Raw genomic sequence first — 21,934 nt, 5'->3', positions numbered from 1 at the left:
AGCAGGACATGAACGATCTCGGTTTCTTTGTCGTCCCGCTAGTCATCCTGGTCGCCATCATCGTGATGTCGATCAAGGTGCTGCGCGAGTACGAGCGCGGCGTCATCTTCTTCCTCGGCCGTTTTCAGTCGGTGAAGGGTCCGGGTCTGATCATCGTGATCCCGGGCATCCAGCAGATGGTGCGGATCGACCTGCGCATCATCACGCTCGACGTGCCCAGCCAGGACGTGATCTCGCAGGACAACGTGACGGTACGCGTGAACGCGGTGCTGTACTTCCGCGTGGTGGATTCCGCCAAGTCGGTGATCCAGGTCGAGGACTACTACGCCGCCACCAGCCAGCTCGCGCAGACCACGCTGCGCTCGGTGCTCGGCAAGCATGATCTGGACGAGATGCTCTCCGAGCGCGACAAGCTGAACAACGACATCCAGGAGATCCTCGATGCCCAGACCGACGCCTGGGGCATCAAGGTCACCAATGTCGAGATCAAGCATGTCGACCTGGACGACTCCATGATCCGCGCGATCGCGCGCCAGGCCGAGGCCGAGCGCGAACGCCGCGCCAAGGTCATCCACGCCGAGGGCGAACTGCAGGCGGCCGAAAAGCTGGTGCAGGCGGCGCAGCAGATGGAGGCCAGCCCCTCTTCGCTGCAACTGCGCTACATGCAGACGATGTCCGACATGTCGACCAACGGCAACGCCAACACCATCTTCTTCCCGCTGCCGCTGGAACTGACCAAGGTCTTCGAGAACCTGGCCGGCAAGTTCCGCGCGGAGAACCCGGACGCCCCGGGCAATGCCGGGAAACCTGGTGGCCAGTAACGCGTGAGCGTCGCCACGGCGGCATCTCCGGCCCTCGACCGTTTCCTGGACGAGCTCTGGGCGGTCGAGGGTCTGTCCGACCACACCCTGTCGGCCTACCGGCGCGACCTGGAGGGTCTGGCGCACTGGCTGGAACCCAGGGGGGCAAGCCTGGAATCCGCCCGTGCGGCCGATCTCCTGGGCTATGTCAGCGCCCGCATGCAGGCCGGGGCACGGCCGAAGTCCATCACCCGGGCACTGTCCAGCATCCGGCGTTTTTATCGCTATCTGGTCCACCAGGGCGAGCGCGAGGATGATCCGAGCGCCGGGATCGAGTCCCCCCGGGCCGGGCGCCCGTTGCCGGACAGCCTGTCCGAGGCCCAGGTGGAGGCCCTGCTGCGGGCCCCCGATATCGACGATGCGGTCGGGTTGCGGGATCGCGCGATGCTGGAACTAATGTATGCCACCGGACTGCGGGTCTCCGAACTGGTGGGGCTGGAGCAGTCGGAGGTGAACAGTCGGCAGGGCGTGGTGCGCATTACCGGCAAGGGCGACAAGGAACGCCTGATCCCGCTGGGCGAGGAGGCGGCCCACTGGCTGGCCCGCTATCAGCGCGAGGCACGGCCGGACCTGATGGACGGTCACCCGCCCTGCGAGGCGGTGTTCGTCACCCGGCGTGGCGGCGGGCTCACGCGTCAGGCCTTCTGGTACCGCATCAAGGCTCACGCGCGCCGTGCCGGCATCGAGTCGCCACTGTCGCCGCACACCCTGCGCCATGCATTTGCCACGCATCTGCTGGACCACGGGGCGGACCTGCGCGTGGTGCAGATGCTGCTGGGCCACAGCAGTCTGTCGACCACACAAATCTATACCCACGTCGCACGCGCCCGCCTGCAGAGCCTGCATGCGGAACATCATCCCCGCGGCTGACGTCTATTACCGGACTCCGCCAGATGGCCCGGGGATACCCCCGCGAGGCTGGTAAACTGGCGCCGCTTTTTTGTACCGACACGAGAGAATCCATGTCCCTGAAACGCGCTCTTCCCCTTGCCGCGGCCCTGGCCGTCATCAGTACCCCGCTCATGGCCACCGAGGCCATCGAGGAATACATGGCCCGGGTCATCCCGGATACCGAGATCGACAGCATCCGTGAGACGCCGATGGAAGGTGTCTTTGAGGTCCGTTACGGCACCGATATCCTCTATGTCTCCGAGGACGGGCGCTATCTGATCCAGGGCAACATGGTCGACCTGGAGACCCGCGAAAACCTGACCCAGTCCGCGCTCAGCGGCGTGCGCGCGGACATGTTCGCCGCCATCGACGACAGCGAGCTGGTGACCTACTCGCCGAACGGAGAGACCCGGGGCGTGCTGAACATCTTCACCGATCCGAACTGCCCCTACTGCCGCGAGATCCATCAGGACCTGCCGGAATATCTGTCCGCCGGGATCAAGGTGCGTTACCTGATGTTCCCGGTGCTGGGACGTGATTCCCCGGAGATCATGGACCGTATCTGGTGCGCGGAGGATCGCGAAGAGGCGATGGACCGGGCCAAGGAAGGCGACAAGCTGAACGATATCGACGGCAGCTGCGCCACGCCGCAGGATCAGCACATGGCCATGGGGCAGCAGCTCGGCCTGCGCGGCACCCCGGCGCTGATCACCGAGGGTGGCCAGCAGCTCTCCGGTTACCAGGAACCGCAGGCCGTGATCGAGCGCATCCTCGGCAGCAACTGATCCGGACGTCGACCGGGCCGCAGCCAGCGGCCCGGCTCGACCCACCCGGGAAGGGCCCCTTTGTGGGAGCGAGCCTGCTCGCGAATCCCCGCCCGCGCTTGCCCTGCACACCGTGGTTCCCGTCGCGGGTGCAGCTCGGATCGATGGTGGTTGATCAACGCCAATCGCCGAGGGGGCTCGGCTCCTACGGGGGGCTTGCCGCGTGCTGCAGGAGGCCAGCCCTCTGGCCGACGGGGCGACTTCGAAGTCGTAGCCGTCTGCAAGGATGCTGTGACGGCAACCGGAGCCCGGTCAGTACAGCAGCGAGGCCATCTGCCGGCGGAACTGACCGACCAGCGGGTGATCGTTGCCGAGGACCTCGAACGCGGCCAGCAGGCCCTTCTGGCCGGCCCCGTCGTTGTAGGAGCGGTGCTGTTTCATCAGTTGCAGGTACAGCCCCAGCGCCTCCTCGGCACGGCCGGACAGCATCGCGTAGGCGGCCATCTGCTCCAGTGCCTCGGGGCGCGGATCGCCTTCCTGCAGCTCCTTTGCCAGCGCCTGCGGGTCGATGCCGGCGGCCGTCTTGGCGAATACCAGGCGGGCACGCAGGGCCTTCGCCTCTTCCTTTTCGCTCTGGTCCAGCGGGAGCTTGCCGAGCTCGGCCTCGGCGGCTTCCGGGTCGCCGGCCTGGGCGAGCGCGCGGGCCAGCTCGATGCGCAGGTCGCCGTTGTCCGGGTCCTCTTCCAGCGCCGCGCGCAGCGTGGCGAGGGCGGCGTCTGTGTCTCCGGCCTGGGCCTGTTCGCGGGCCTTCTCGATCAGCTTGTCGGAGGGCTTCTCCAGGTACTGGTCGATCATCGCGCGGATGTTCGGCTCCGGCTGCACGCCCATGAACTGGTCCACCGGCTTGCCGTGACGGAAGATCATCACCGTGGGCAGGCTGCGCACACCGTACTGCTGCGCCAGGGCCTGCTGCTCGTCGCTGTTGACCTTGGCCAGGCGGAACTTGCCGGCGTACTGCGCGGCCAGTTGCTGCAGCAGCGGCATCAGCTGCTGGCAGGGCCCGCACCAGGCGGCCCAGAAATCCACCACGACCGGGCGCTTGTGGGATTCGTCCAGCACGGCCTGCTGGAAATCCTCCTGGGTCACGTCGAGGATGTCGTTGCCAGTGATGCTCGCGGCTTCTTCCATCGGAAACCTCCTGTGAAGACGGGGATACGGAATCTGTCCTGCATTGTTGGGATCGGCCCCGGGATTGCAAGCAGCCTTTCCCCCGCGGGCTTTGGTACGCTGCGCACAGTCCGGGACGAGGGGGCACGCCGGTAACGAAACCCGCCACCCTCGTCATCGCGAGGCGCGCAGCGCTGTGGCGATCCATGCGTGTGGCCCCGGCGCCGGCAGGCGCGGACGTCGGGGCTTGCGTTGAGGGGTTCCTTCGTCGCCTTTGGTTCCTCGCAAGGACGAGGTAAAGGCACCGTCATCGCGAGCGCCGCAGGCGCCTGGCGATCTCCGTGGACGGTCCCGGCGCTGGCCCGGACCAACGCCGGGGGGTTCGTTGGGAGGTTGCTTCGTCGCTTCGCTCCTCGCAATGACGGTGCATGATGGCCGAGGCGGTGCCCGGCGCGGGGCACGGTCCATATCAATAAAGGGGTTCCTGTGTGAGCTATTCCGCATCCGATATCGAGGTCCTCGAGGGGCTGGACCCGGTGCGCAAGCGCCCGGGCATGTATACCGACACCACTCGCCCGAACCACCTCGCCCAGGAGGTGATCGATAACTCGGTGGACGAGGCGATCAGCGGCCACGCGAAGCGGATCGACGTGGTCCTGCACAAGGACGACTCGGTCTCCGTGTCGGATGACGGCCGCGGCATGCCGGTGGATCTGCACCCGCGCGAGAACCGCCCGGGGGTCGAGGTGATCCTCTCCACGCTGCATGCGGGCGGGAAGTTTTCCGACAAGAACTACCAGTTCTCCGGGGGTCTGCACGGGGTGGGCGTCTCGGTGGTCAATGCGCTGTCGCAGCAGCTCGAGGTGCAGATCAAGCGCGACGGGCGCGAGTACCGTATGGCCTTCGCCGGCGGCCACAAGACCCAGGACCTGGAGGCGGTGGGGGAGGTCGGCAAGCGCAATACCGGCACCACACTGCATTTCTGGCCGGACCCGCAGTACTTCGATTCGGCGAAGTTCTCGGTGCCGAAGCTCAAGCACATCCTGCGCGCCAAGGCCGTGCTTTGCCCGGGCCTGACGGTCACGTTCCGCGACGAGACCACCGGCGAGGCCTGCGAGTGGTGCTATCAGGCGGGGCTGCGCGACTATCTGGTGGAGGCCCTGGATGGCCTCGATCGTGTGCCGGAGGAGCCATTCATGGGCTCGGTCTCCGGGGCCACCGAGGCTGCCGACTGGGCCGTCACCTGGCTGCCGGAGGGCGGCGAGGTGGTCAGCGAGAGCTACGTGAACCTGATCCCGACGACTCAGGGTGGCACGCACGTGAACGGCCTGCGCACCGGTCTGACGGATGCCGTGCGCGAGTTCTGCGAGTTCCGCAGCCTGCTGCCGCGCGGGATCAAGCTGGCGCCGGAGGATGTCTGGGAGCGGGTCTCCAGCGTGCTGTCGTTCAAGATGCAGGACCCGCAGTTTGCCGGGCAGACCAAGGAACGCCTGTCCTCGCGCCAGGCCGCGCCGTTTGTCTCCGGCGTGGTCAAGGATGCCTTCAGCCTGTGGCTGAACCAGCACCCGCAGCAGGGCGAGCGCATTGCCGAGCTGGCGATCCAGAACGCGCAGAAGCGCAGCCGTGCCGGGCGCAAGGTGGTGCGCAAGAAGGTCACTCAGGGGCCGACCCTGCCGGGCAAGCTGGCCGACTGCGCCAGCCAGGACCTGGAGCGCACCGAGCTGTTCCTGGTCGAGGGCGACTCGGCCGGCGGCTCCGCCAAGCAGGCGCGTGACCGCGACTTTCAGGCGATCATGCCGCTGCGTGGCAAGATCCTGAATGCCTGGGAGGTCGATCCCGACCAGGTGCTGGGTTCCCAGGAGATCCATGACATCTCCGTGGCCCTGGGCGTGGATCCGGGGCAGACCAGCCTCGACGGGCTGCGCTACGGCAAGGTCTGCATCCTGGCCGACGCCGACTCCGACGGCGCGCACATTGCCACCCTCCTGTGCGCGCTGTTCCTGAAGCACTTCCGCCCGCTGGTGGAGCGCGGGCATATCTACATCGCGATGCCGCCGCTTTATCGCGTGGACGTCGGCAAGCAGACCTTTTACGCGCTGGACGACGACGAGAAGGCTGGCGTGCTGGAACGCATCGAGGCGGAGAAGATGAAGGGCAAGGTCTCCGTGACCCGCTTCAAGGGCCTGGGCGAGATGAACCCGCTACAGCTGCGCGAGACCACCATGAACCCGGACACCCGGCGCCTGGTGCAACTCACCCTGGACGCCGCCGACGACACCCAGCAGCTGATGGACATGCTGCTCGGCAAGAAGCGCGCCTCCGAACGCCGCGCCTGGCTGGAAGGCAAGGGCCACCTGGCCGACGTCGCCGTCTAGGAAGCACGGAGCAAGGTACACGCTCGCGCTCGCGCTCGAGTCGGACGCAGCGTGGATCCGAATTTCCCGGGCCGCCTGGGCTATGATTCCCGGGGCATCGATCGAGCGGGGTTCGGATATGGCGGGTTGGCGGGGGGTAACGGCACGCGGCCTGGCCGTGCTCGGGCTGCTGGGTTTCGGGGTCTTGTTAGGCGGCTGCGCGACGGTGGAATCTCGGGTGGTCGTGGCGCAGGCGGAACGGCCTGATGTCCCCACGACGAGTCCGCTGCGTGAGGGGATTGGGTACGTGGGGGTGCGCAACGAGGTGTCGCGCTCGCGGTTAACGCCGGGGTTCCTCCAGGGGCGCGTCGAGTCCTACTTGCGCCAGGCTGGCGTGTTCGACCCGTCCGATGACAGCCCTTATTTCCTGCAGATGGACGTTTTGGAGCATGACGAGCCCTGGGTTGGTCGCGACATGACCGTGACCCAGCGTGTGCGCTACACGTTGAGCGAGCGCGAGACCGGCGAGGTCGTGTATTCGCAGGAACAGGAGAACGCGCATACCGCCCAGGCCGGCGAGGCCTGGCAGGCCAGCGACCGCATCCGGATTGCCCGCGAGGGTGCGCTGCAGGCCAGTGTGGACGAACTCATCGAGCGACTCCTGCAGCAGGCCTGGGCGCAGCCGGTACCCGAGCCGGGGGGCGAGGTCGTCGCGGAGACCCGGGCGGAGCCTGCCGAAGAAGTGGCCGAGTCGCGACTGCCGGCGTCGCCAGTCCGGGGGCGGGTGCGCGAACCGGCGCCGGTTGCGCCTGTCGAGTCGGCGGCGGCCCCGAGGCCGGCCCCCGAGGTTGTCGAGCCCGCACCGGCCCCGGCGAGCCCGCCCGCAGCGTCCCCGATGGATTCCACGGATGATCCCCTACTGGACGGCATGTGGCGGTTCGCCAATCCGCTCCATGGCTACGAGCTGCGCTTCGACATGAAATTCATGACCGCGCAAACGGCCCCGGAGGGCGGGACCGGGGTCTGGGCCACCAACTCGGGTGCCGACGGCCGTGTCTGGTATGTGCGCAGCCACGTCCAGTACAACGTTGCGGGTGACGGGATCCGCGAAATGGCGACCGGTCTGCGGGACTGGTGGCGCGAGGGGGACACGGTGAAGGTCGGCGTGATCGCCCGCAACCAGGTCGAATGGGAGATTTCCCAGGGTGACCTCAGCCGCATCCATGTCGGGTTGCAGAGTCCGCGGCCTGCGGTTTATACGCTGGAGGCGGTGGACGGCCTCGCCTATCCGCCACACCGGACGCTGCGCGCCTTCGAGGCGGATCGCTACCGCCTGGTGCAGTCCATGCGCTGATGCGACGCCCGGTTTACCCGGCCGCGCAGTTGTCTGGTTTTCTGGCGCGCAGGCGCCCCCGCCGACGGCGGGGGTAATGGTGGACTCCGGGGTTACCCGGCTTTCGGGTCACGCCGGCGCATCACGATGCCGAGTGCCAGCAAACCGATGGCCATCAGGGCGATGGCTTCAGGTTCCGGGACCGGGGTGGGATCCCCGCGCAGGAACTGGATGGAGTTGACGACCAGTTGCGCTCCCGCGCCGGTATCGGCATAGGCGTCGAACAGCGGCCCCAGGAGCAGGCTCTGGCCATTGTTGCCGAGGACCGCCGCGGATCCGCCGGCCAGGCTGCCGAGACCGGTTGCGCCCGCGCCGGCCGTCCAGCCGCTGGACCAGACGCCCCAGCCCGGATTCTGCAGGTCGATCAGGTCCGGGAGATCCAGGAAGATCGGATGGCCGTCGATTTCGAGGGTCGCGTCGTTTGTGCCGGTGCGGTTGTCGGCACCCATGAAATCGGAGAAGCCGGAGCCGGTGTTCCAGGTGGTGCCCAGCACCAGCCCGTCGCCTGCCAGATAGCCGGAAAGACTGGTCTGGACGTCGGAGAACCTAAAACCACCCTGCTCGCCGAAGATCACCATGTCGTACTGGTTGTTGGTGATCAGGCTGTTGAAGGTGGTGGTGCTGTTCGTGAACGTGGTTGTGCCACTCAATCCCAGGCTGTCGAGCGCACTGGGTACCACGCTCGTGCCCGCCGTTGCGTCCTCGAAGTGCAGGATCGCGAAGGCGTGGGCGGCAGAGATATTCATTGCCAGGACAAGACCACCCAGAACGGTGGCAAGCGACTTCTTGTTCATCTTTCTTCCTTGTCGACAGGTGACCCGAGGCCGAGGGTCTCGCGTCATGTTCCTTTATGCGGTTCGGGGCGGGTGCCCCGGAGCAAAAATCGTAGCCCGGCGGTCTGCAAGCAATTCAGGGGCCATATCAACAAGATATTGATTTATTGATCGTAAAAGTTCGGGCTTGGGCGGTGCTGGTTGGAATGTGTAAAAAATACTGACGCCGCAGCCGCGTGCCAGGGGCAGTGGGTGTCGAGTGGCCCCTTGTCGCGCCTCAGCGGAGCGAAGGGGTTACCCGACGCCGACTCTTGCGCGCTGCATGGCGAGCACGAGGTGACTCAATCCGGGGTGGGGTGAATGCCCTGCAACCCGGGTCTCGCACCTGCGGATCAGGTCAGTGCAGGGTAGTCCGTGTAGCCTTGTGCGTCGCCGCCGTAGAAGGTGGCTTCGTCCCACTCGTTGAGCGGGGCGCCCCGGCGGAAGCGTTCGGGCAGGTCCGGGTTGGCGATGAACGGGCGGCCGAAGGTGACCAGGTCGCAGCGCCCGGCTGCGATGCGCTGGCGGGCCTCGTCAGCGGTGTAGGCGCCGTTGCCGATGTAGGTGCGGCTGAAGCGCGAGCGGATCGCGTCGATGATGGATTCCGGACGGCCCGTCTCGTGGTTGCCCTGGAACGAGTCCTCCACCACCTCGATGTAGGCGATGCCGGTGGCGTCCAGGGCCTGGGCGAAGGCGCCGTAGGTGACCAGCGGGTCGTCGTCGTGCATGCCGTTGAAGCTGCCGGTGGGGCTTACGCGGATGCCGACCCGATCCGGGCCCCAGACCTCGATCACCGCCCGCACGACCTCCAGCGGCAGGCGGATGCGGTTTTCCACCGGGCCGCCGTAGGCATCGCTGCGGTGGTTGCTGCCGCTACGGAGGAACTGGTCCAGCAGGTAGCCGTTGGCCGCATGGATCTGTACGCCGTCGAAGCCGGCGGCCTTCGCATTCTGCGCACCCTGGCGGTACTGCTCCACGATCCCGGGTAGTTCGTCCAGCTCCAGCGCGCGCGGCTCCTGCACCTCGACCATGCCGGAGTCGGCACTGATGAAGGTATAGGCACCCTCGGGCCGGATCGCGGAGGGCGCGACCGGCAGCGCGCCATCGGGCTGGAGCTCCGGGCGCGAGATGCGGCCGACATGCCACAGCTGCGCCTGGATGCGCCCGCCGGCGTTGTGCACGGCCGTGGTCACCTTGCGCCAGCCCTCCACCTGTTCCGCCGAGTGGATGCCGGGGGTGAAGGCGTAGCCCTTGCCCTGTGGCGAGACCTGGGTGGCCTCGCTGATGATCAAGCCGGCACCGGCGCGCTGCGCGTAGTATTCGGCGTTGAGGTCCGTGGGTACGTCTCCCGGCTGGGCCGCGCGCGAGCGCGTGAGCGGCGACATCAGCACCCGGTTCGGCAGTTCCAGCGGGCCCAGGGTATAGGGGCGAAAGAGCGCGTCATCCTGCTCGGTCATGGGTCATTCCTTGGTGGGTGTTTTGGCGTCCGGGCCATCGGACCGGATCTGCCCTCGCGCGTTCCGTGGGGTGATGTTCAGCCCGGTGCGGACGGCGAGTTCGCCGACTGACGGGCCTCGACCAGGGCGCGGGTGCGCTCGGCGATGTAGCGCGCGGGGTGGGCCAGGGCCTCGTCCAGGGTAATGCTCCCATCGCACAGGGCGCGGGCGTCGCTCAGGCCAAAGGCGGCCAGTTCGGCCGGGTCGCAGGCGATGGAGCCGGCCACCGCCACGACCGGCACCTGCTGCTCGCGGGCGCGGCGTACCACCTCGGCGACGACCTTGCCGTGCGAGGTCTGGCCGTCGAGCTGGCCCTCGCCAGTGATGACCAGGTCGGCCTCCCGCAGCGCGGCATCCAGTCCGATCAGCTCGGCCAGGTAGCCGGCCCCCATGCGAGCGCGACCGCCGAGGACGCAGTCCAGCGCGAATCCAAGCCCGCCGGCGGCGCCGGCCCCCGGGGTGTCGACGGGCCGCTGCAACTGCCCCGCGGCCTCGATGGCGGCGGCCAGGCGCTCCATGTGGGCATCCATGGCCGGGATGTCCGCGGTCTTCAGGCCCTTTTGCGGTCCGAACACGGCCGCCGCGCCATGCGGCCCGGTCAGCGGGTTGTCGACGTCGTTCAGGACGGTGATGTCGACGCGGGCCAGGCGCGGGTCCAGTGTGTCGAAGTCCACCCGTTGTAGATCCGCGAGGCCTGCGGGGTGGGGCGGGAGGTGCTGCCCTTGCGCATCGAGGAAACGCACGCCCAGCGCGGCCAGCATGCCCGCGCCGCCGTCCACCGTGCCGCTGCCGCCGAGACCGATCAGCAGGTGTTCGGCGCCCGCGTCCAGCGCGGCCAGCATCAACTCGCCGACCCCGAAGCTGTGGAGCTGCCAGGGGTCGTGGCGATCGTCGGGGATCCGGTCCAGGCCGCAGGCGGAGGCGACATCGATCACCGCGCGCCGCTCGTGATGATCGCAGCCCCAGCCGGCGCTCAGGTGGGTGCCGGTGGGGCTGGTCACGTCGGACAGGTGCCAGGCCCAGCCGAGGGTGTGGCTGACCAGGCGGGCCGTGCCCTCGCCACCGTCGGCCATGGGCAGGGCGCGTACCCGGGCAGCCGGGCGGGCCGCGTGCACGCCCCGGGCCATGGCGGCCGCCACGTCCTCGGCCTCGAGGCTTCCCTTGTAGCTGTCCGGGCAGACGACGACCCGGAGGTGACCAGGGGGACGCTGACTAATCGGCACGTTCGCGCTCGAGTCGACTCTGCGCGCTGACAAGGCGCGGTGAGTGAAGTGTAGCCGAGCTACATGAGCGAACTGCAACGTCGGCAGCGCGCAGAATCGGCCGAGCCCCTTCGGGGTTGGTGCCCCCTGTTCCCCGATGCTGCGTTGCGCCGCTTGCGGGTAGGACCGCTAACTGCTGCACGACGCGCCTTGTCTCGGAAAACAGGGGGCACCAACGCGAGCGTGTCGATTGGTCAGCGTCCCCCTAGACAAAGATGAGCCCCAGGATGTAGATGGTGATCATTGCGCTGATGCCCTGCAGCAGCGTGGCGGTGGTGAACGCCTTGTACGCGGTGGACACCTTCATGCGGCTGAACTGGGTGACCACCCAGAAGAAGCTGTCATTCGCGTGCGAGACGGTCATCGCGCCGGCACCCACGGCCATCACCGCCAGGACCATGCCCATGGTGGAATCCAGGCCCAGCGAGGCCAGCATCGGCGCGATCATGCTGGACGCGGTGACCAGTGCCACGGTGGACGAGCCCTGTGCGGATTTCAGAGCAGCCGCGATCAGGAATGGCACCAGCAGGCCCAGGCCCAGCCCGCTCAGCAGGTCGCCAAGCTGATCGCCGATCGGGGTCTCGCGCAGCACGTTGCCGAAGGCGCCGCCCGCGCCGGTGATCAGGATGATCGGCGCGGCCAGCAGGATCGCGTCCACCGTCATCTGGTGGAAGCGGTCCTTGATGCCGGCCCCCTTGATCAGCAGCAGCGCGAAGATCACGCCGATCGCCAGCGCCACCACCGGGGTGCCGAGGAAGATCAGGGCCGCGGCGAGCATGCCGGGGTCGGTATCGCGGGTGGCCAGCGCGGCCACCGAGCCGATGGAGATCAGTACGATCGGCGCCAGGATGGGCATGAAGGCGCCCAGGGTCGTCGGGCGATGATCCAGCTTGATCTCTTCCTTCTCGATCTCCTGGCCAGTCGCTTCGCTGATCGGGTCCGGTTCCAGCAGCTCGTCGTCGTTGGCCTTCGCGTAGCGGCTGGCCCACAGCCAGCCGACGGCGGCCGCCACCGCGGAGACGAACAGGCCGACCAGGATCACCAGGCCCAGCGCATCGGCGATGCCGACATTGCTGGCGGCCGCGATCGGCCCGGGGGTGGGCGGCACGAAGTTGTGGGTGGCGAACAGGCCGGTGGCCAGCGCGACACTCATGGCGACCACCGAGATGCCGGCAGTCTTGGCCAGGGCGTTCTTCAGCGAGTTCAGGATCACGTAGCCCGAGTCGCAGAACACCGGGATGGACACGATGTAGCCGATGATCGATACCGTCAGGGTGGGGAAGCGGTCGGACAGCGTGCGGATGATTGCCTCCGCCATCACCACGGCCGCACCGGTGCGGTCGAGGATGACCCCGATGATCGTGCCCAGCGCGATCACGATGCCGATATAGCCCAGGGTGCTGCCGAAGCCGTCGTTGATGACGCTGATGGCCTCGCGCGGGGCGATGCCGCCGATGATCGCCATCACAAAGGCGGCGATCAGCAGGGCCAGGAACGGGTGCACGCGCAGTTTCGCCGTGGCGAACACCAGCGCGGCAACGACCACAATCAGTCCGATAATCAGCATGTCGCGTCCTTTCTGTTTTGGTTGTTCTGGGTGCCGCTCTGGAGTCTAGACGTCCCGTAGTGATCCCGCGCCCCGAGATCGCCCGTGATCTACAATGCGAAAACTTTTCACCGTCGAGGGTTCCATCATGCATCGTATGTTCCGCTTTTCCGGGTGGCTGGTTGTGGGGCTTGCTCTGGCCGTTGCGGCGCCGGCTGCGGCCAATCCGTACTCCGAATTGCAGGCACGCGAGATCAAGGCACTCTCCGCGCAGGAGATCGAGGATTTGCTGGAAGGGCGGGGTATGGGCATGGCGCTGCCGGCCGAACTGCATGGCTATCCGGGGCCGATGCATGTGCTGGAGGTGGCCGACTCGCTGGAACTGACGCCCGAGCAGCGGCGCGAGACCGAGCGCCTGTTCGCGGCGATGCGGGAGCAGGCGCGTGATCTCGGCCGGCGCATCGTGGAGCGGGAGCGGGAGCTGGATGCGCGCTTCGCGGAAGGCGGGATCAGCAGCGCGACCATCGAGTCGCTGACCGTCGAGATCGGCGAGCTGCGTGGCCGCCTGCGCCACGTGCATCTGTCCTACCACCTGGAGATGGACGCGCTGCTCGACGCGGAGCAGAAGGCGCGCTATCGAGAGGCCCGTGGCTATCAGGGCGAGTCCGGTGGCTCGCCAGGGGCGCATTCCGGGGGCGGCCATCACGACCATCATGGTCATCATCCGGGGCGCGAAGGGCACCACCACTGAGGGCCTGCTCTCCCTGTCCAGGAACTAACAGCGGGTCTCGTGTTCGACTGGGGAGGTGAACGGAGCGCGCGATGGAAGCCCTGAATCTGGATCTGCAGCAGCCGGTGGTGGTGGAGACGGCCGCCATGTCGTGGAGCGGCAGCCGCGCCGAAGGCGTGGTGCGCAAGCCGCTGGAACGCGAGCTGGCGGAAGCGGGCCGTGCGACCAGTGTCGTGCAGTTCCAGCCGGGTGCCCGCTTCCCGCCGCACACCCATGCACTGGGCGAAGAGATACTGGTTCTGGACGGCGTGTTCTCCGACGAGGCCGGGGACTATCCCGCCGGGACCTACCTGCGCAACCCGCCGGGTTCCCGCCACGCGCCGCATTCGGACCCCGGCTGCACATTGTTCGTGAAGCTTGAGCAGTTCGCCCCGGAGGACCGCGACAAGGTGGTGGTGGATACCCTTTCGGCGCCCTTCCAGCCGGGCATCGGCGGGTTGCGGGTCCTGCATCTGCACAGCTTCGGGACCGAGCACACCGCTCTGGTGCACTGGCCGACTGGCGAGCACTTCCAGCCCCATCGGCACTGGGGCGGGGAGGAGATCCTGGTGCTGTCCGGTGAATTCATCGACGAGCACGGGCGTTACCCCGCCGGCACGTGGATTCGCAACCCGCACCTGAGCCAGCACAATCCCTGGGTGGAACAGGAGACCCTGATCTACGTGAAGACGGGGCACCTGTGACCCTTAGGCCCCGAGGACCCCGGACGCGCCCGTCTATGCTTCCAGTCAGAGGCCGGCGCCCGGTCGAGCCAACCCCGGCACCGCAGGAGCAGGCCGATGACGCAGCCCCACACCCGCCCGCACCCGACACGCGACCCGGCGTCCGATCCCCACCGCGCCCGCATCCGTGAGGCCTACATGGCCGACGAGGCGGCCGTACTGCGGGAGTTGCGCGGCGGCATCCGGCTGGATGCCGAGGCCCGCGCCCGCATCGCGGCGGAGGCCGCGCGCATCGTCGAGCGGGTACGCGCCGAGACCACGCCGTCGATGATGGAGAGCTTCCTGGCCGAGTACGGCCTGTCCACCGAGGAGGGAGTCGGCCTGATGTGCCTGGCGGAGGCGCTGCTGCGGGTGCCGGATGCCGAGACCATCGATGAGCTGATCCAGGACAAGATCGAGCCCTCCGACTGGGCAGCCCACCTCGGGCACTCGTCGTCCCCGCTGGTGAATACCTCGACCTGGGCGCTGATGCTGACCGGCAAGGTGCTGAACGACGATCCGCAGCGCCCGGCCGCCGCCCTGCGCGGCCTGATCCGGCGTGTCGGCGAGCCGCTGGTGCGCACGGCCGTCGCGCAGTCGATGAAGCTGCTCGGTCGCCAGTTCGTGCTTGGCGAGACCATCGCCCAGGGCATGCGCAATGCCCGCGAGAGGGAACACGAGGGCTACACCTATTCCTACGACATGCTGGGCGAGGCCGCGCGCACCGATGCCGACGCCCGGCGCTATCACCAGGCCTATGCCTCGGCGATCGCCGAGATCGCGAGGCAGGCGCAGGGCGACGTTCGCTCCAGCCCCGGCATCTCGGTCAAGCTCTCTGCCCTGCATCCGCGCTACGAGTACACCCACCGCGAGACGGTGATGGCGGAACTGGTTCCGCGGGCGCGGGAACTCGCCCGGCAGGCCGCGCGCGCCGGGATTGGCTTCAACATCGACGCCGAGGAGCAGGATCGCCTGGACCTGTCGCTGGACGTGATCGAGGCCCTGCTGGCCGATCCGGAGCTGGCTGGCTGGGAGGGCTTTGGCGTGGTCGTGCAGGCCTACGGCCGCCGCGCGGCGCCGGTGATCGAGGCGCTGTACGCGCTGGCGGAACGCCTGGACCGGCGGATCATGGTGCGCCTGGTCAAGGGCGCCTACTGGGATACCGAGATCAAGCTGGCGCAGGAGCTGGGCGTGGAACACTTCCCGGTATTCACCCGCAAGGTCAACACGGATGTCAGCTACATCGCCTGTGCGCAGATGCTGCTGGACCGGCGCGACCGTATCTACCCGCAGTTCGCCACCCACAACGCGCACACCTGTGCAGCGATCCTGGCGATGGCCGGGGACGACCGCGACAGCTTCGAGTTCCAGCGCCTGCACGGCATGGGCGAGTCGGTGCACGCCATCGTCAAGGCCACGGCCGGCACCCGTTGCCGTATCTACGCCCCGGTAGGCGCGCATCGCGATCTGCTGGCCTATCTCGTGCGCCGCCTGCTGGAGAACGGCGCCAACAGCTCCTTCGTCAACCAGGTGGTGGACAGCGCGATCCCGCCGGCGGAGATCGCCCGCGATCCGCTCGCCGATCTGGATGCCCTGGGCGACGCCATTCCCAACCCGGCCATCCGCGACCCGGCCGATCTCTACCGGCCGCAGCGGCAGAACTCGCGCGGCTACCGCGTCAACGAGCCCGCCTCCATCCTGCCGCTGCTGGAGGCGCGCGAGGCCTTCGTGCAGACGCGCTGGAGCGCGGCACCGATGCTGGCGGCCGGCCACGCGGCGCAGGGCGAGCCCCGTGACGCGGTCGCGCCCGCGGATCCGGACGACGTGGTGGGTGAGGTGCGCGAGGCCACGGTGGAGGAGGTTGAACAGGCGCTGGGAACGGCGCTGTCCGGATTCGTCGACTGGTCGGCGCACTCGGTCGCGGCGCGGGCGGACCTGCTGCGCGCCATCGCGGATCGCTACGAGGCGCATGCGCCCGAGCTGATCGCGCTGGCCAATCGCGAGGCCGGGAAGACCGTCTGGGACGGCATTGCCGAGGTGCGCGAGGCGGCCGATTTCCTGCGCTACTACGCGGGCGAGGCCGAACGCCTAAGGCAGGAGGCGGAGCTGGAGCCACGCGGCGTGTTCGTCTGCATCAGTCCCTGGAATTTCCCCCTGGCGATCTTCACCGGGCAGGTCGCCGCGGCCCTGGCCATGGGCAATACCGTGGTCGCCAAGCCGGCCGAGCAGACCCCGCTGATCGCCGCCCGCGCGGTCGAGCTGATGCGTGCGGCCGGTCTCCCGCAGTCGGCCCTGCAGCTGCTGCCGGGCGATGGCCCGACGGTGGGCGGGCCGCTGACCGCCGACCCGCGCATTGCCGGGGTCTGCTTTACCGGTTCCACCGAGGTCGCGCAGCGGATTCACCGCAGCCTGGCGGACAACGCCGGGCCGGATGCGGTCCTGATCGCGGAGACGGGCGGGTTGAACGCGATGATCGTGGACAGCTCGGCGCTGACCGAGCAGGCGGTGCGCGACATCCTGGCCTCCGCCTTCCAGTCCGCCGGGCAGCGCTGCTCGGCGCTGCGCATGCTCTACGTGCAGGACGAGGCCTACGACCGCCTGCTGGAGATGCTGCAGGGCGCGATGGACGCGCTGAGCATCGGCGATCCCTGGCAGCTGGCGACCGACGTCTCGCCGGTGATCGATGCCGAGGCGCAGGCGGATATCCGCGACTACCTGCGGACACAGGAGGAGCAGGGGCGGCTGCTGAAGTCCCTCCCGGTACCGGAGCACGGCCGCTTTGTCGCACCGTCCATCGTCCGGTTGTCCGGGATCGGCGAGCTGGAGCGCGAAGTGTTCGGGCCGGTGCTGCACGTGGCGCGCTTTCGGGCCCGCGAGCTGGATGCGGTGGTGGATGCCATCAACGCCCGCGGCTATGGTCTGACCTTCGGTCTACATACCCGCATCGACGACCGCGTGCAGCAGGTGGTGGAACGCCTGCGCGTGGGCAACCAGTACGTCAATCGCAACCAGATCGGCGCCATCGTCGGCTCGCAGCCGTTCGGCGGAGAGGGGCTCTCCGGCACCGGGCCGAAGGCGGGCGGGCCGCTGTACCTGACGCGCTTTGCCCGTCGCACGTCCATTGCCGCGGAGCGGCCGGACCCGCCGGAGGCGGGCGCGCAGGCGGAATGGGTGGCCCCGCAGCGCCTGCAGCAGGCCCTGGATGCCCTGGACGGGAGCGATTGGGCCAAGCGCACCGACCGCATGCACCTGCTGCGCGAGGCGCTGCCCGAGCGCACGGGTCTGCTACGCAAGGCCCTGGCGGAGACCGCGGCCTTCGACACCAGTCCGCAGACGCTGCCGGGTCCGACCGGCGAGAGCAATCGTCTGCGCCTGTATCCGCGCGGTCCGGTGCTCTGCCTGGGCCAGGGTGCGGAGATCGCGCTGGCGCAGGCGGTGCAGGCGCTGGGGGCGGGCTGCCCGGTGATCATGCTGGCGCCGGGGGCCGAGCGCGCGGCGCGCGCGCTGCACGGGAAGGGCGTGCCGCTGGTCGGGATCGACGGCGCGCTGGAACCGGACGCACTGGCCGCGCTGGAGGGGCTGGTCGCGGTGGCCGCAGCCGGCGTGAGCGACTGGACCCGAGCGCTGCGTCAGGCGCTGGCACAGCGGGACGGGCCGATCGTTGCGCTGGAAACCGCCCTGATCGCGCCCGAACGCTTTGTGGTGGAGCGCCACCTGTGCATCGATACGACGGCCGCCGGCGGCAACGCCAGCCTGCTGGCGGCGGCCGACTGAGCAGAGCGTGAGGATCACGCCGCACTGACGACGCGAGGCCGCCGGGCGGCACGGCGTCCTCTACACTTGATCGAGACGCGACCGAGTACCACAACAACAAGGGCCATCGGCCTGATACGAGGAGACGCTCCATGGAGATCAACATGCCGATGCCAACCCTGGTGACCTTTGCCGCCTATCTGGCGGCGATGCTGATCCTCGGGATCGCGGCCTACCGCACGACCACCACGCTGTCGGACTATGTGCTCGGCGGGCGCCGCCTGGGACCGGGGGTGGCCGCGCTGAGTGCCGGGGCCTCGGACATGAGCGGCTGGCTGCTGCTGGGGCTGCCCGGTGCGGTGTATGTCTCCGGGCTTTCCGAGTTGTGGATCGGGGTCGGGCTGGTGGTCGGTGCGCTGCTGAACTGGCTGTTCGTGGCCGGGCGTCTGCGCCGCTTCACCGCGCTGGCGAAGGACTCCCTGACCATCCCGGACTTCCTCGAGAACCGCTTCGAGGACCGCACGCGTATCCTGCGCGTGGTCTCCGCGATCGTGATCCTGGTGTTCTTCACCCTGTATATCTCGGCCGGGCTGGTCGGGGGCGGGCTGCTGTTCCAGAGCTCGTTCGGCATGGATTACGAGACCGCCGTGTGGGTCGGCGCCATCGTGATCATCAGCTACACCTTCCTGGGTGGCTTCCTGGCGGTCAGCTGGACCGACTTCCTGCAGGGCATCCTGATGTTCCTGACGCTCCTGGTGGTGCCGATGTTCGCGGTGGTGCTGGTCGGTGGCTGGGGCAGTGTGCAGAGCGAGGTCGCCGCCGTGGATCCGACGCATGTGCAGGTGCTGCAGGGCATGACCTTCCTCGGCATGATCTCGCTGCTGGCCTGGGGGCTGGGCTATTTCGGCCAGCCGCATATCCTGGCGCGCTTCATGGCGCTGCGCTCCGAGCGCGACGTGCCGCGCGCCACGCTGATCGGCATGACCTGGATGGTCCTGGCCCTGATTGGCGCGGTGGCCACGGGCTACATGGGGATCGCCTACTTTGCCGACGCGCCGCTGGCGGACGGCGAGACCGTGCTGATTGAGCTGATCCGCGCGCTGTTCAACCCGTGGGTGGCGGGCATCCTGATGGCGGCGATCCTCGCCGCGATCATGAGCACCATCGACTCGCAGCTGATCGTCTCCGCCAGTGCGATCACCAACGATTTCTACCGCGGCATCCTGCGCACCGAGGCGGGGGCGACCGAGCTGGTGTGGATCAGCCGTGCCGCCGTCCTGGGCGTGTCGCTGGTGGCCCTGCTGCTGGCAATGGCGCCGGAGGCCGGGGTGCTGGACCTGGTGGCCTACGCCTGGGGTGGCTTTGGCGCGGCCTTTGGCCCGGTGATCATCCTCGCGCTGTACTGGTCGCGGATGACGCGCAACGGGGCGCTGGCCGGCATGGTGGTCGGCGCGGTTACCGTGATCCTCTGGAACCAGGCCGAGGGCGGGCTGTTCGACGTCTACGAGTTGCTGCCCGGCTTTATCTTCGCGACCGTGGCCATCGTCGTGGTGAGCCTGCTGACCGGCAAGCCTTCCGCCTCGGTGCAGGAGCAGTTCCGGCACTCGCGCCAGCAGCCGCTGGAGTAGTCACGTCGCCGAGGGCAGCCGGCAGATGCTGGCGGCGTGTGCCCAGTCGCGGGCGAGGGCCCGTTTTGCGGCGGGGCTGTAGCGCTTGATGCGCAGCTCCATGCGCAGCGCCTCGCCACGAGAGGCAAAAGGCCGCGCGGCGAGCAGCTGCCTGGGCCGGTGCATCCGGGTGAAACGGGCACCGCGGCCGCTGCCATGGGCCGCCATGCGGGCGGCCAGGCGCGGTGTCACCCCGGTGTAGATGCGCCCACCCGCGCATTCCAGCAGGTAGACGAACCAGGCCCCGGCGTGCTGGCCGGTCTCCTCGGGTGTGGGAGCGGGCGCGGGCGCGCAAGCCACGGGCACGGATTCGGTCAGCGCCGCTTCTTGCGGCGCTTGCGGCCTACCTTGATGCGCTGCAGGGCGTGCTGCAGTTCGGATCTGGCCTCTCGGGGTATCGAGGCCGATCCGCGCAGTTGCAGCCCCTGCTGGCGGCGCACGGCGGTCAGGCGGCCCTGCTGGATGCCGTAGCGGCGAACCACGTCCCGTACCGTGTGCTGGAACGACTTTGGCGGGTCGCCACGGCGGACCCGCGGCTGTCCGTCCTCGATCTCGATGCTGAAGATGATGCTGACCTGCCAGATCAGCACGGCACCGGCTGCCAGCAGCAGCGCGATCATCAGTAGCAGGGCCAGCAGCATGCAGGTGTCTCCTTCCTTTGCCTAAGCGGGCCGCGCGGTACGCGGTTTGCAGTCCTCGCGGCCGTCTGCCGCGTGCCCATAGTGTCGGTCCCGGGCCGCCGGAACACCACCCCCGCCTGGGCAGCATGCCGGCAACACGCAGCATGCCGATCGGGTAGAGCCGGCGATGGCACCGTGGCTGCTGGGGCAGGATGGCCCAAGCGGCGGGCGATGGGTCGCCCTGGCCGATGGCCGGGGGAGCCGGGCATGGCCCCTGCGTTTTCACTCATCCGAGCCGCGAGCCGGATCCTGGAACAGCACATCGCCGCGCCGCAGTGCCGGACCGAGGAGGTTAGCGGAGTCTAATCGTGCTTGACGGAACCGGCGCCAGCCCGGCGTTCAAGGGAGCCCATTGATCGGAAGCGTGGCCGCAAGCCGGTGCGGCGTTATCCCGTCGCCCGCATGCCGCCGCCACCGCCGCCGCCCGGCGGGGGTGTCCAGACGTTGCGAAAGGCCTGGTGTGTCTTCTTTGGGAGATCGCGGGAGAAACGCAGCTGCACGCCGGCGTCGGTGCGCACGGCGGTGATCCGGCCGCGCTGCAGCCGGAACTGGCGCGCGACCTCCTCGCAGCCGCGCAGGAAAGCGGTCGGCGGTTTGCCGCGCCGCACGCGGGCCGCACCATCGCGCAGTTCCACCGCAAACACCTGCCGTGCATGCCAGAGCATCAGCGCCAGGCCAAGGCCCAGCAGGGCGAACATAATGAGCAGGGTGAGCAGCATCACGAGTAATGGCGTCGGACGAAAGGTGAACGGGGGTTCAGTGTAGCGCACGCCATTCATGCCCCTGCCGCGTGTCGTTTCAAATGGGCGCGGGCGGGCGCTGCCCTCAGCGTTTCAGCATCTCGTCCAGCGGGCGTCGCGGCGTGGGGTGGGGCGTGCCGTCCGGACGGCCGAGCGCGAACAGCAGTTGTGGCTGGCCCCCGCCCAGCAGTTCGGCGAGTTTCGGGCGCCATTCGGCCAGCTGGATCGGCTGATTCAGATAACGGGCGCAGAGCCCGTGCCGCGCGGCCTCGAGCAGTACGCGCTGCAGGGCCTGCCCGGCCGTCAGCCACTGCATCGGGCCCTCGATCCCGGTGCCCAGTGCCAGCAGCACCGGGGCGGCCCGGGCCGCGCGGGCCTCGTCTCGGGCCATCGCCCGGGCGGATACCAGGTGGCGCACGCTCCAGCGGGTCAGACCACCGCTCAGGCGCCCGACTGGCAGCCCGTCGCCATGGGAGGGCGCGCGCATCCAGTGCGTCAGCTCGCGCCGCCAGGCCGGGTTCTTCCACTGCGCCGCTGTTGCGGCCTGGACCAGATCAGCGACCTCCCTGCGGGATTCCGGGTCCGTGACCGGGCGCAGCCAGGCCCCTTCCTGGCGGGCGGTCTGCACGAGGGTGGTGATGATGTCTGGGGTGTGTTCGTACGGGCGAAACCGGCCGCGCCAGGAGTGGCGTGCGCCAATACAGTCCCGCAGGGGTGCCAGCTCCTGCCGGTCCGGCCCGCCGTGGTGCCCGGTCAGCAGGCGTACGAACGGGCCGTCGCCCGCCTGTTCCGGGCGCACGTTCAGGCCCTGGCCGTCCGCGGCGGCGGCCACGCGCAGGTTCAGCACCGCGCAGCCACAGCTGATGATGCGCTCGCGCCCGGTCGGGTCGTTCACGGGCAGCGAGCGCGCCGGATCGGTCCAGACCTCGATTCCCGCGCGATCCACGCGGAACCGCCAGGGCTGGGTGTTGTGCGAGGAGGGCGCCTGCCCGGCCAGGCGCAGCCACTCGCGGATGACGGGGTCGATCTCCATGCCGCCAACATACCCCCGCCCTGCG

The 21,934-nt window shown here is 68.7% G+C and carries 18 protein-coding genes; 9 read left to right on the top strand and 9 right to left on the bottom strand.

Annotated features, from left to right (window positions below):
* Positions 1-8 precede the first annotated feature (8 nt).
* From F627_RS0110650 to F627_RS0110640, 3 genes are all read left to right on the top strand, one after another.
* A complete protein-coding gene (locus F627_RS0110650; RefSeq protein WP_018865717.1) occupies positions 9-821 on the top strand; it encodes a slipin family protein in 813 nt (270 codons plus the stop codon).
* Between the two features lie 3 nt (positions 822-824).
* The gene (xerD, locus tag F627_RS0110645; RefSeq protein ID WP_018876448.1) at positions 825-1,730 is read left to right on the top strand and encodes a site-specific tyrosine recombinase XerD; all 906 of its coding nucleotides are present in this window, start codon (positions 825-827) and stop codon (positions 1,728-1,730) included.
* 92 nt (positions 1,731-1,822) lie between these two features.
* Positions 1,823-2,536, top strand: a complete 714-nt coding sequence (locus F627_RS0110640) for a DsbC family protein (protein WP_018876447.1) — start codon at positions 1,823-1,825, stop codon at positions 2,534-2,536.
* A 291-nt stretch (positions 2,537-2,827) separates the two neighbouring features.
* Here the strand turns inward: F627_RS0110640 and trxA are convergent, their stop codons facing one another.
* Positions 2,828-3,703: a thioredoxin gene (trxA, locus tag F627_RS0110635; protein WP_019584025.1), complete on the bottom strand. Its 876-nt coding sequence runs from the start codon at positions 3,701-3,703 to the stop codon at positions 2,828-2,830.
* 467 nt (positions 3,704-4,170) lie between these two features.
* On the opposite strand from trxA, the gene parE reads away from it, so the two are divergent.
* Together parE and F627_RS0110625 are read left to right on the top strand one after the other, a co-directional pair.
* A complete protein-coding gene (gene parE / locus F627_RS0110630) occupies positions 4,171-6,057 on the top strand; it encodes a DNA topoisomerase IV subunit B (protein WP_018865721.1) in 1,887 nt (628 codons plus the stop codon).
* A gap of 118 nt (positions 6,058-6,175) precedes the next feature.
* Positions 6,176-7,390, top strand: a complete 1,215-nt coding sequence (locus F627_RS0110625) for a hypothetical protein (protein ID WP_231370150.1) — start codon at positions 6,176-6,178, stop codon at positions 7,388-7,390.
* A 92-nt stretch (positions 7,391-7,482) separates the two neighbouring features.
* Here the strand turns inward: F627_RS0110625 and F627_RS0110620 are convergent, their stop codons facing one another.
* From F627_RS0110620 to F627_RS0110605, 4 genes are all read right to left on the bottom strand, one after another.
* Positions 7,483-8,223, bottom strand: a complete 741-nt coding sequence (locus F627_RS0110620) for a PEP-CTERM sorting domain-containing protein (protein ID WP_019558773.1) — start codon at positions 8,221-8,223, stop codon at positions 7,483-7,485.
* Positions 8,224-8,594: 371 nt separating this feature from the next.
* The gene (locus tag F627_RS0110615) at positions 8,595-9,698 is read right to left on the bottom strand and encodes an alkene reductase (RefSeq protein ID WP_019584024.1); all 1,104 of its coding nucleotides are present in this window, start codon (positions 9,696-9,698) and stop codon (positions 8,595-8,597) included.
* 77 nt (positions 9,699-9,775) lie between these two features.
* Complete coding sequence (locus F627_RS0110610; RefSeq protein ID WP_026332087.1) at positions 9,776-10,954, bottom strand: glycerate kinase; 1,179 nt, start codon at positions 10,952-10,954, stop codon at positions 9,776-9,778.
* 250 nt (positions 10,955-11,204) lie between these two features.
* The gene (locus F627_RS0110605) at positions 11,205-12,566 is read right to left on the bottom strand and encodes a GntP family permease (protein WP_019584022.1); all 1,362 of its coding nucleotides are present in this window, start codon (positions 12,564-12,566) and stop codon (positions 11,205-11,207) included.
* Between the two features lie 94 nt (positions 12,567-12,660).
* On the opposite strand from F627_RS0110605, the gene F627_RS0110600 reads away from it, so the two are divergent.
* The 4 genes from F627_RS0110600 to putP all read left to right on the top strand — a co-directional run bounded on the left by F627_RS0110600 (position 12,661) and on the right by putP (position 19,417).
* Positions 12,661-13,296: a Spy/CpxP family protein refolding chaperone gene (locus tag F627_RS0110600; protein WP_019584021.1), complete on the top strand. Its 636-nt coding sequence runs from the start codon at positions 12,661-12,663 to the stop codon at positions 13,294-13,296.
* 71 nt (positions 13,297-13,367) lie between these two features.
* Positions 13,368-14,018: a cupin domain-containing protein gene (locus F627_RS0110595; RefSeq protein ID WP_019584020.1), complete on the top strand. Its 651-nt coding sequence runs from the start codon at positions 13,368-13,370 to the stop codon at positions 14,016-14,018.
* Positions 14,019-14,114: 96 nt separating this feature from the next.
* The gene (gene putA, locus F627_RS0110590) at positions 14,115-17,810 is read left to right on the top strand and encodes a bifunctional proline dehydrogenase/L-glutamate gamma-semialdehyde dehydrogenase PutA (protein WP_019584019.1); all 3,696 of its coding nucleotides are present in this window, start codon (positions 14,115-14,117) and stop codon (positions 17,808-17,810) included.
* Between the two features lie 131 nt (positions 17,811-17,941).
* Positions 17,942-19,417: a sodium/proline symporter PutP gene (gene putP / locus F627_RS0110585; RefSeq protein WP_018879772.1), complete on the top strand. Its 1,476-nt coding sequence runs from the start codon at positions 17,942-17,944 to the stop codon at positions 19,415-19,417.
* Here putP and F627_RS0110580 read toward each other — a convergent pair whose 3' ends face one another.
* From F627_RS0110580 to F627_RS0110565, 4 genes are all read right to left on the bottom strand, one after another.
* Positions 19,418-19,756 carry a GIY-YIG nuclease family protein gene (locus F627_RS0110580; protein WP_018865731.1) on the bottom strand — a complete coding sequence of 113 codons (339 nt, stop codon included), beginning with the start codon at positions 19,754-19,756 and terminating at the stop codon, positions 19,418-19,420. It abuts the gene before it with no gap.
* A gap of 14 nt (positions 19,757-19,770) precedes the next feature.
* The gene (locus tag F627_RS0110575) at positions 19,771-20,097 is read right to left on the bottom strand and encodes a DUF3634 family protein (RefSeq protein ID WP_018876437.1); all 327 of its coding nucleotides are present in this window, start codon (positions 20,095-20,097) and stop codon (positions 19,771-19,773) included.
* Between the two features lie 425 nt (positions 20,098-20,522).
* Positions 20,523-20,855, bottom strand: a complete 333-nt coding sequence (locus F627_RS0110570) for a DUF3634 family protein (protein ID WP_026332086.1) — start codon at positions 20,853-20,855, stop codon at positions 20,523-20,525.
* A 106-nt stretch (positions 20,856-20,961) separates the two neighbouring features.
* Entirely contained in the window at positions 20,962-21,909 is a 948-nt protein-coding gene (locus tag F627_RS0110565; protein WP_019584017.1) for a hypothetical protein, read from the bottom strand.
* Positions 21,910-21,934: the final 25 nt, after the last annotated feature.

The sequence above is a fragment of the Thioalkalivibrio sp. ALE16 genome (assembly GCF_000381305.1).
Lineage (GTDB): Bacteria > Pseudomonadota > Gammaproteobacteria > Ectothiorhodospirales > Ectothiorhodospiraceae > Thioalkalivibrio.
The sequence above is the reverse complement of the archived record's forward strand: the minus strand, read 5'-3'. Positions and strand labels throughout refer to the sequence as shown.

What these genes read in the sequence shown, in the direction of transcription:
- F627_RS0110640 (WP_018876447.1), top strand. Translation starts at nt 1,823, where the DNA reads ATGTCCCTGAAACGCGCTCTTCCCCTTGCCGCGGCCCTGGCCGTCATC.
- F627_RS0110605 (WP_019584022.1), bottom strand. Translation starts at nt 12,566, where the DNA reads ATGCTGATTATCGGACTGATTGTGGTCGTTGCCGCGCTGGTGTTCGCC.
- putP (WP_018879772.1), top strand. Translation starts at nt 17,942, where the DNA reads ATGGAGATCAACATGCCGATGCCAACCCTGGTGACCTTTGCCGCCTAT.
- trxA (WP_019584025.1), bottom strand. Translation starts at nt 3,703, where the DNA reads ATGGAAGAAGCCGCGAGCATCACTGGCAACGACATCCTCGACGTGACC.
- F627_RS0110595 (WP_019584020.1), top strand. Translation starts at nt 13,368, where the DNA reads ATGGAAGCCCTGAATCTGGATCTGCAGCAGCCGGTGGTGGTGGAGACG.
- putA (WP_019584019.1), top strand. Translation starts at nt 14,115, where the DNA reads ATGACGCAGCCCCACACCCGCCCGCACCCGACACGCGACCCGGCGTCC.
- F627_RS0110565 (WP_019584017.1), bottom strand. Translation starts at nt 21,909, where the DNA reads ATGGAGATCGACCCCGTCATCCGCGAGTGGCTGCGCCTGGCCGGGCAG.
- F627_RS0110650 (WP_018865717.1), top strand. Translation starts at nt 9, where the DNA reads ATGAACGATCTCGGTTTCTTTGTCGTCCCGCTAGTCATCCTGGTCGCC.
- F627_RS0110620 (WP_019558773.1), bottom strand. Translation starts at nt 8,223, where the DNA reads ATGAACAAGAAGTCGCTTGCCACCGTTCTGGGTGGTCTTGTCCTGGCA.
- F627_RS0110600 (WP_019584021.1), top strand. Translation starts at nt 12,661, where the DNA reads ATGCGAAAACTTTTCACCGTCGAGGGTTCCATCATGCATCGTATGTTC.
- F627_RS0110575 (WP_018876437.1), bottom strand. Translation starts at nt 20,097, where the DNA reads ATGCTGCTGGCCCTGCTACTGATGATCGCGCTGCTGCTGGCAGCCGGT.
- F627_RS0110625 (WP_231370150.1), top strand. Translation starts at nt 6,176, where the DNA reads ATGGCGGGTTGGCGGGGGGTAACGGCACGCGGCCTGGCCGTGCTCGGG.
- F627_RS0110570 (WP_026332086.1), bottom strand. Translation starts at nt 20,855, where the DNA reads ATGCTGCTCACCCTGCTCATTATGTTCGCCCTGCTGGGCCTTGGCCTG.
- F627_RS0110615 (WP_019584024.1), bottom strand. Translation starts at nt 9,698, where the DNA reads ATGACCGAGCAGGATGACGCGCTCTTTCGCCCCTATACCCTGGGCCCG.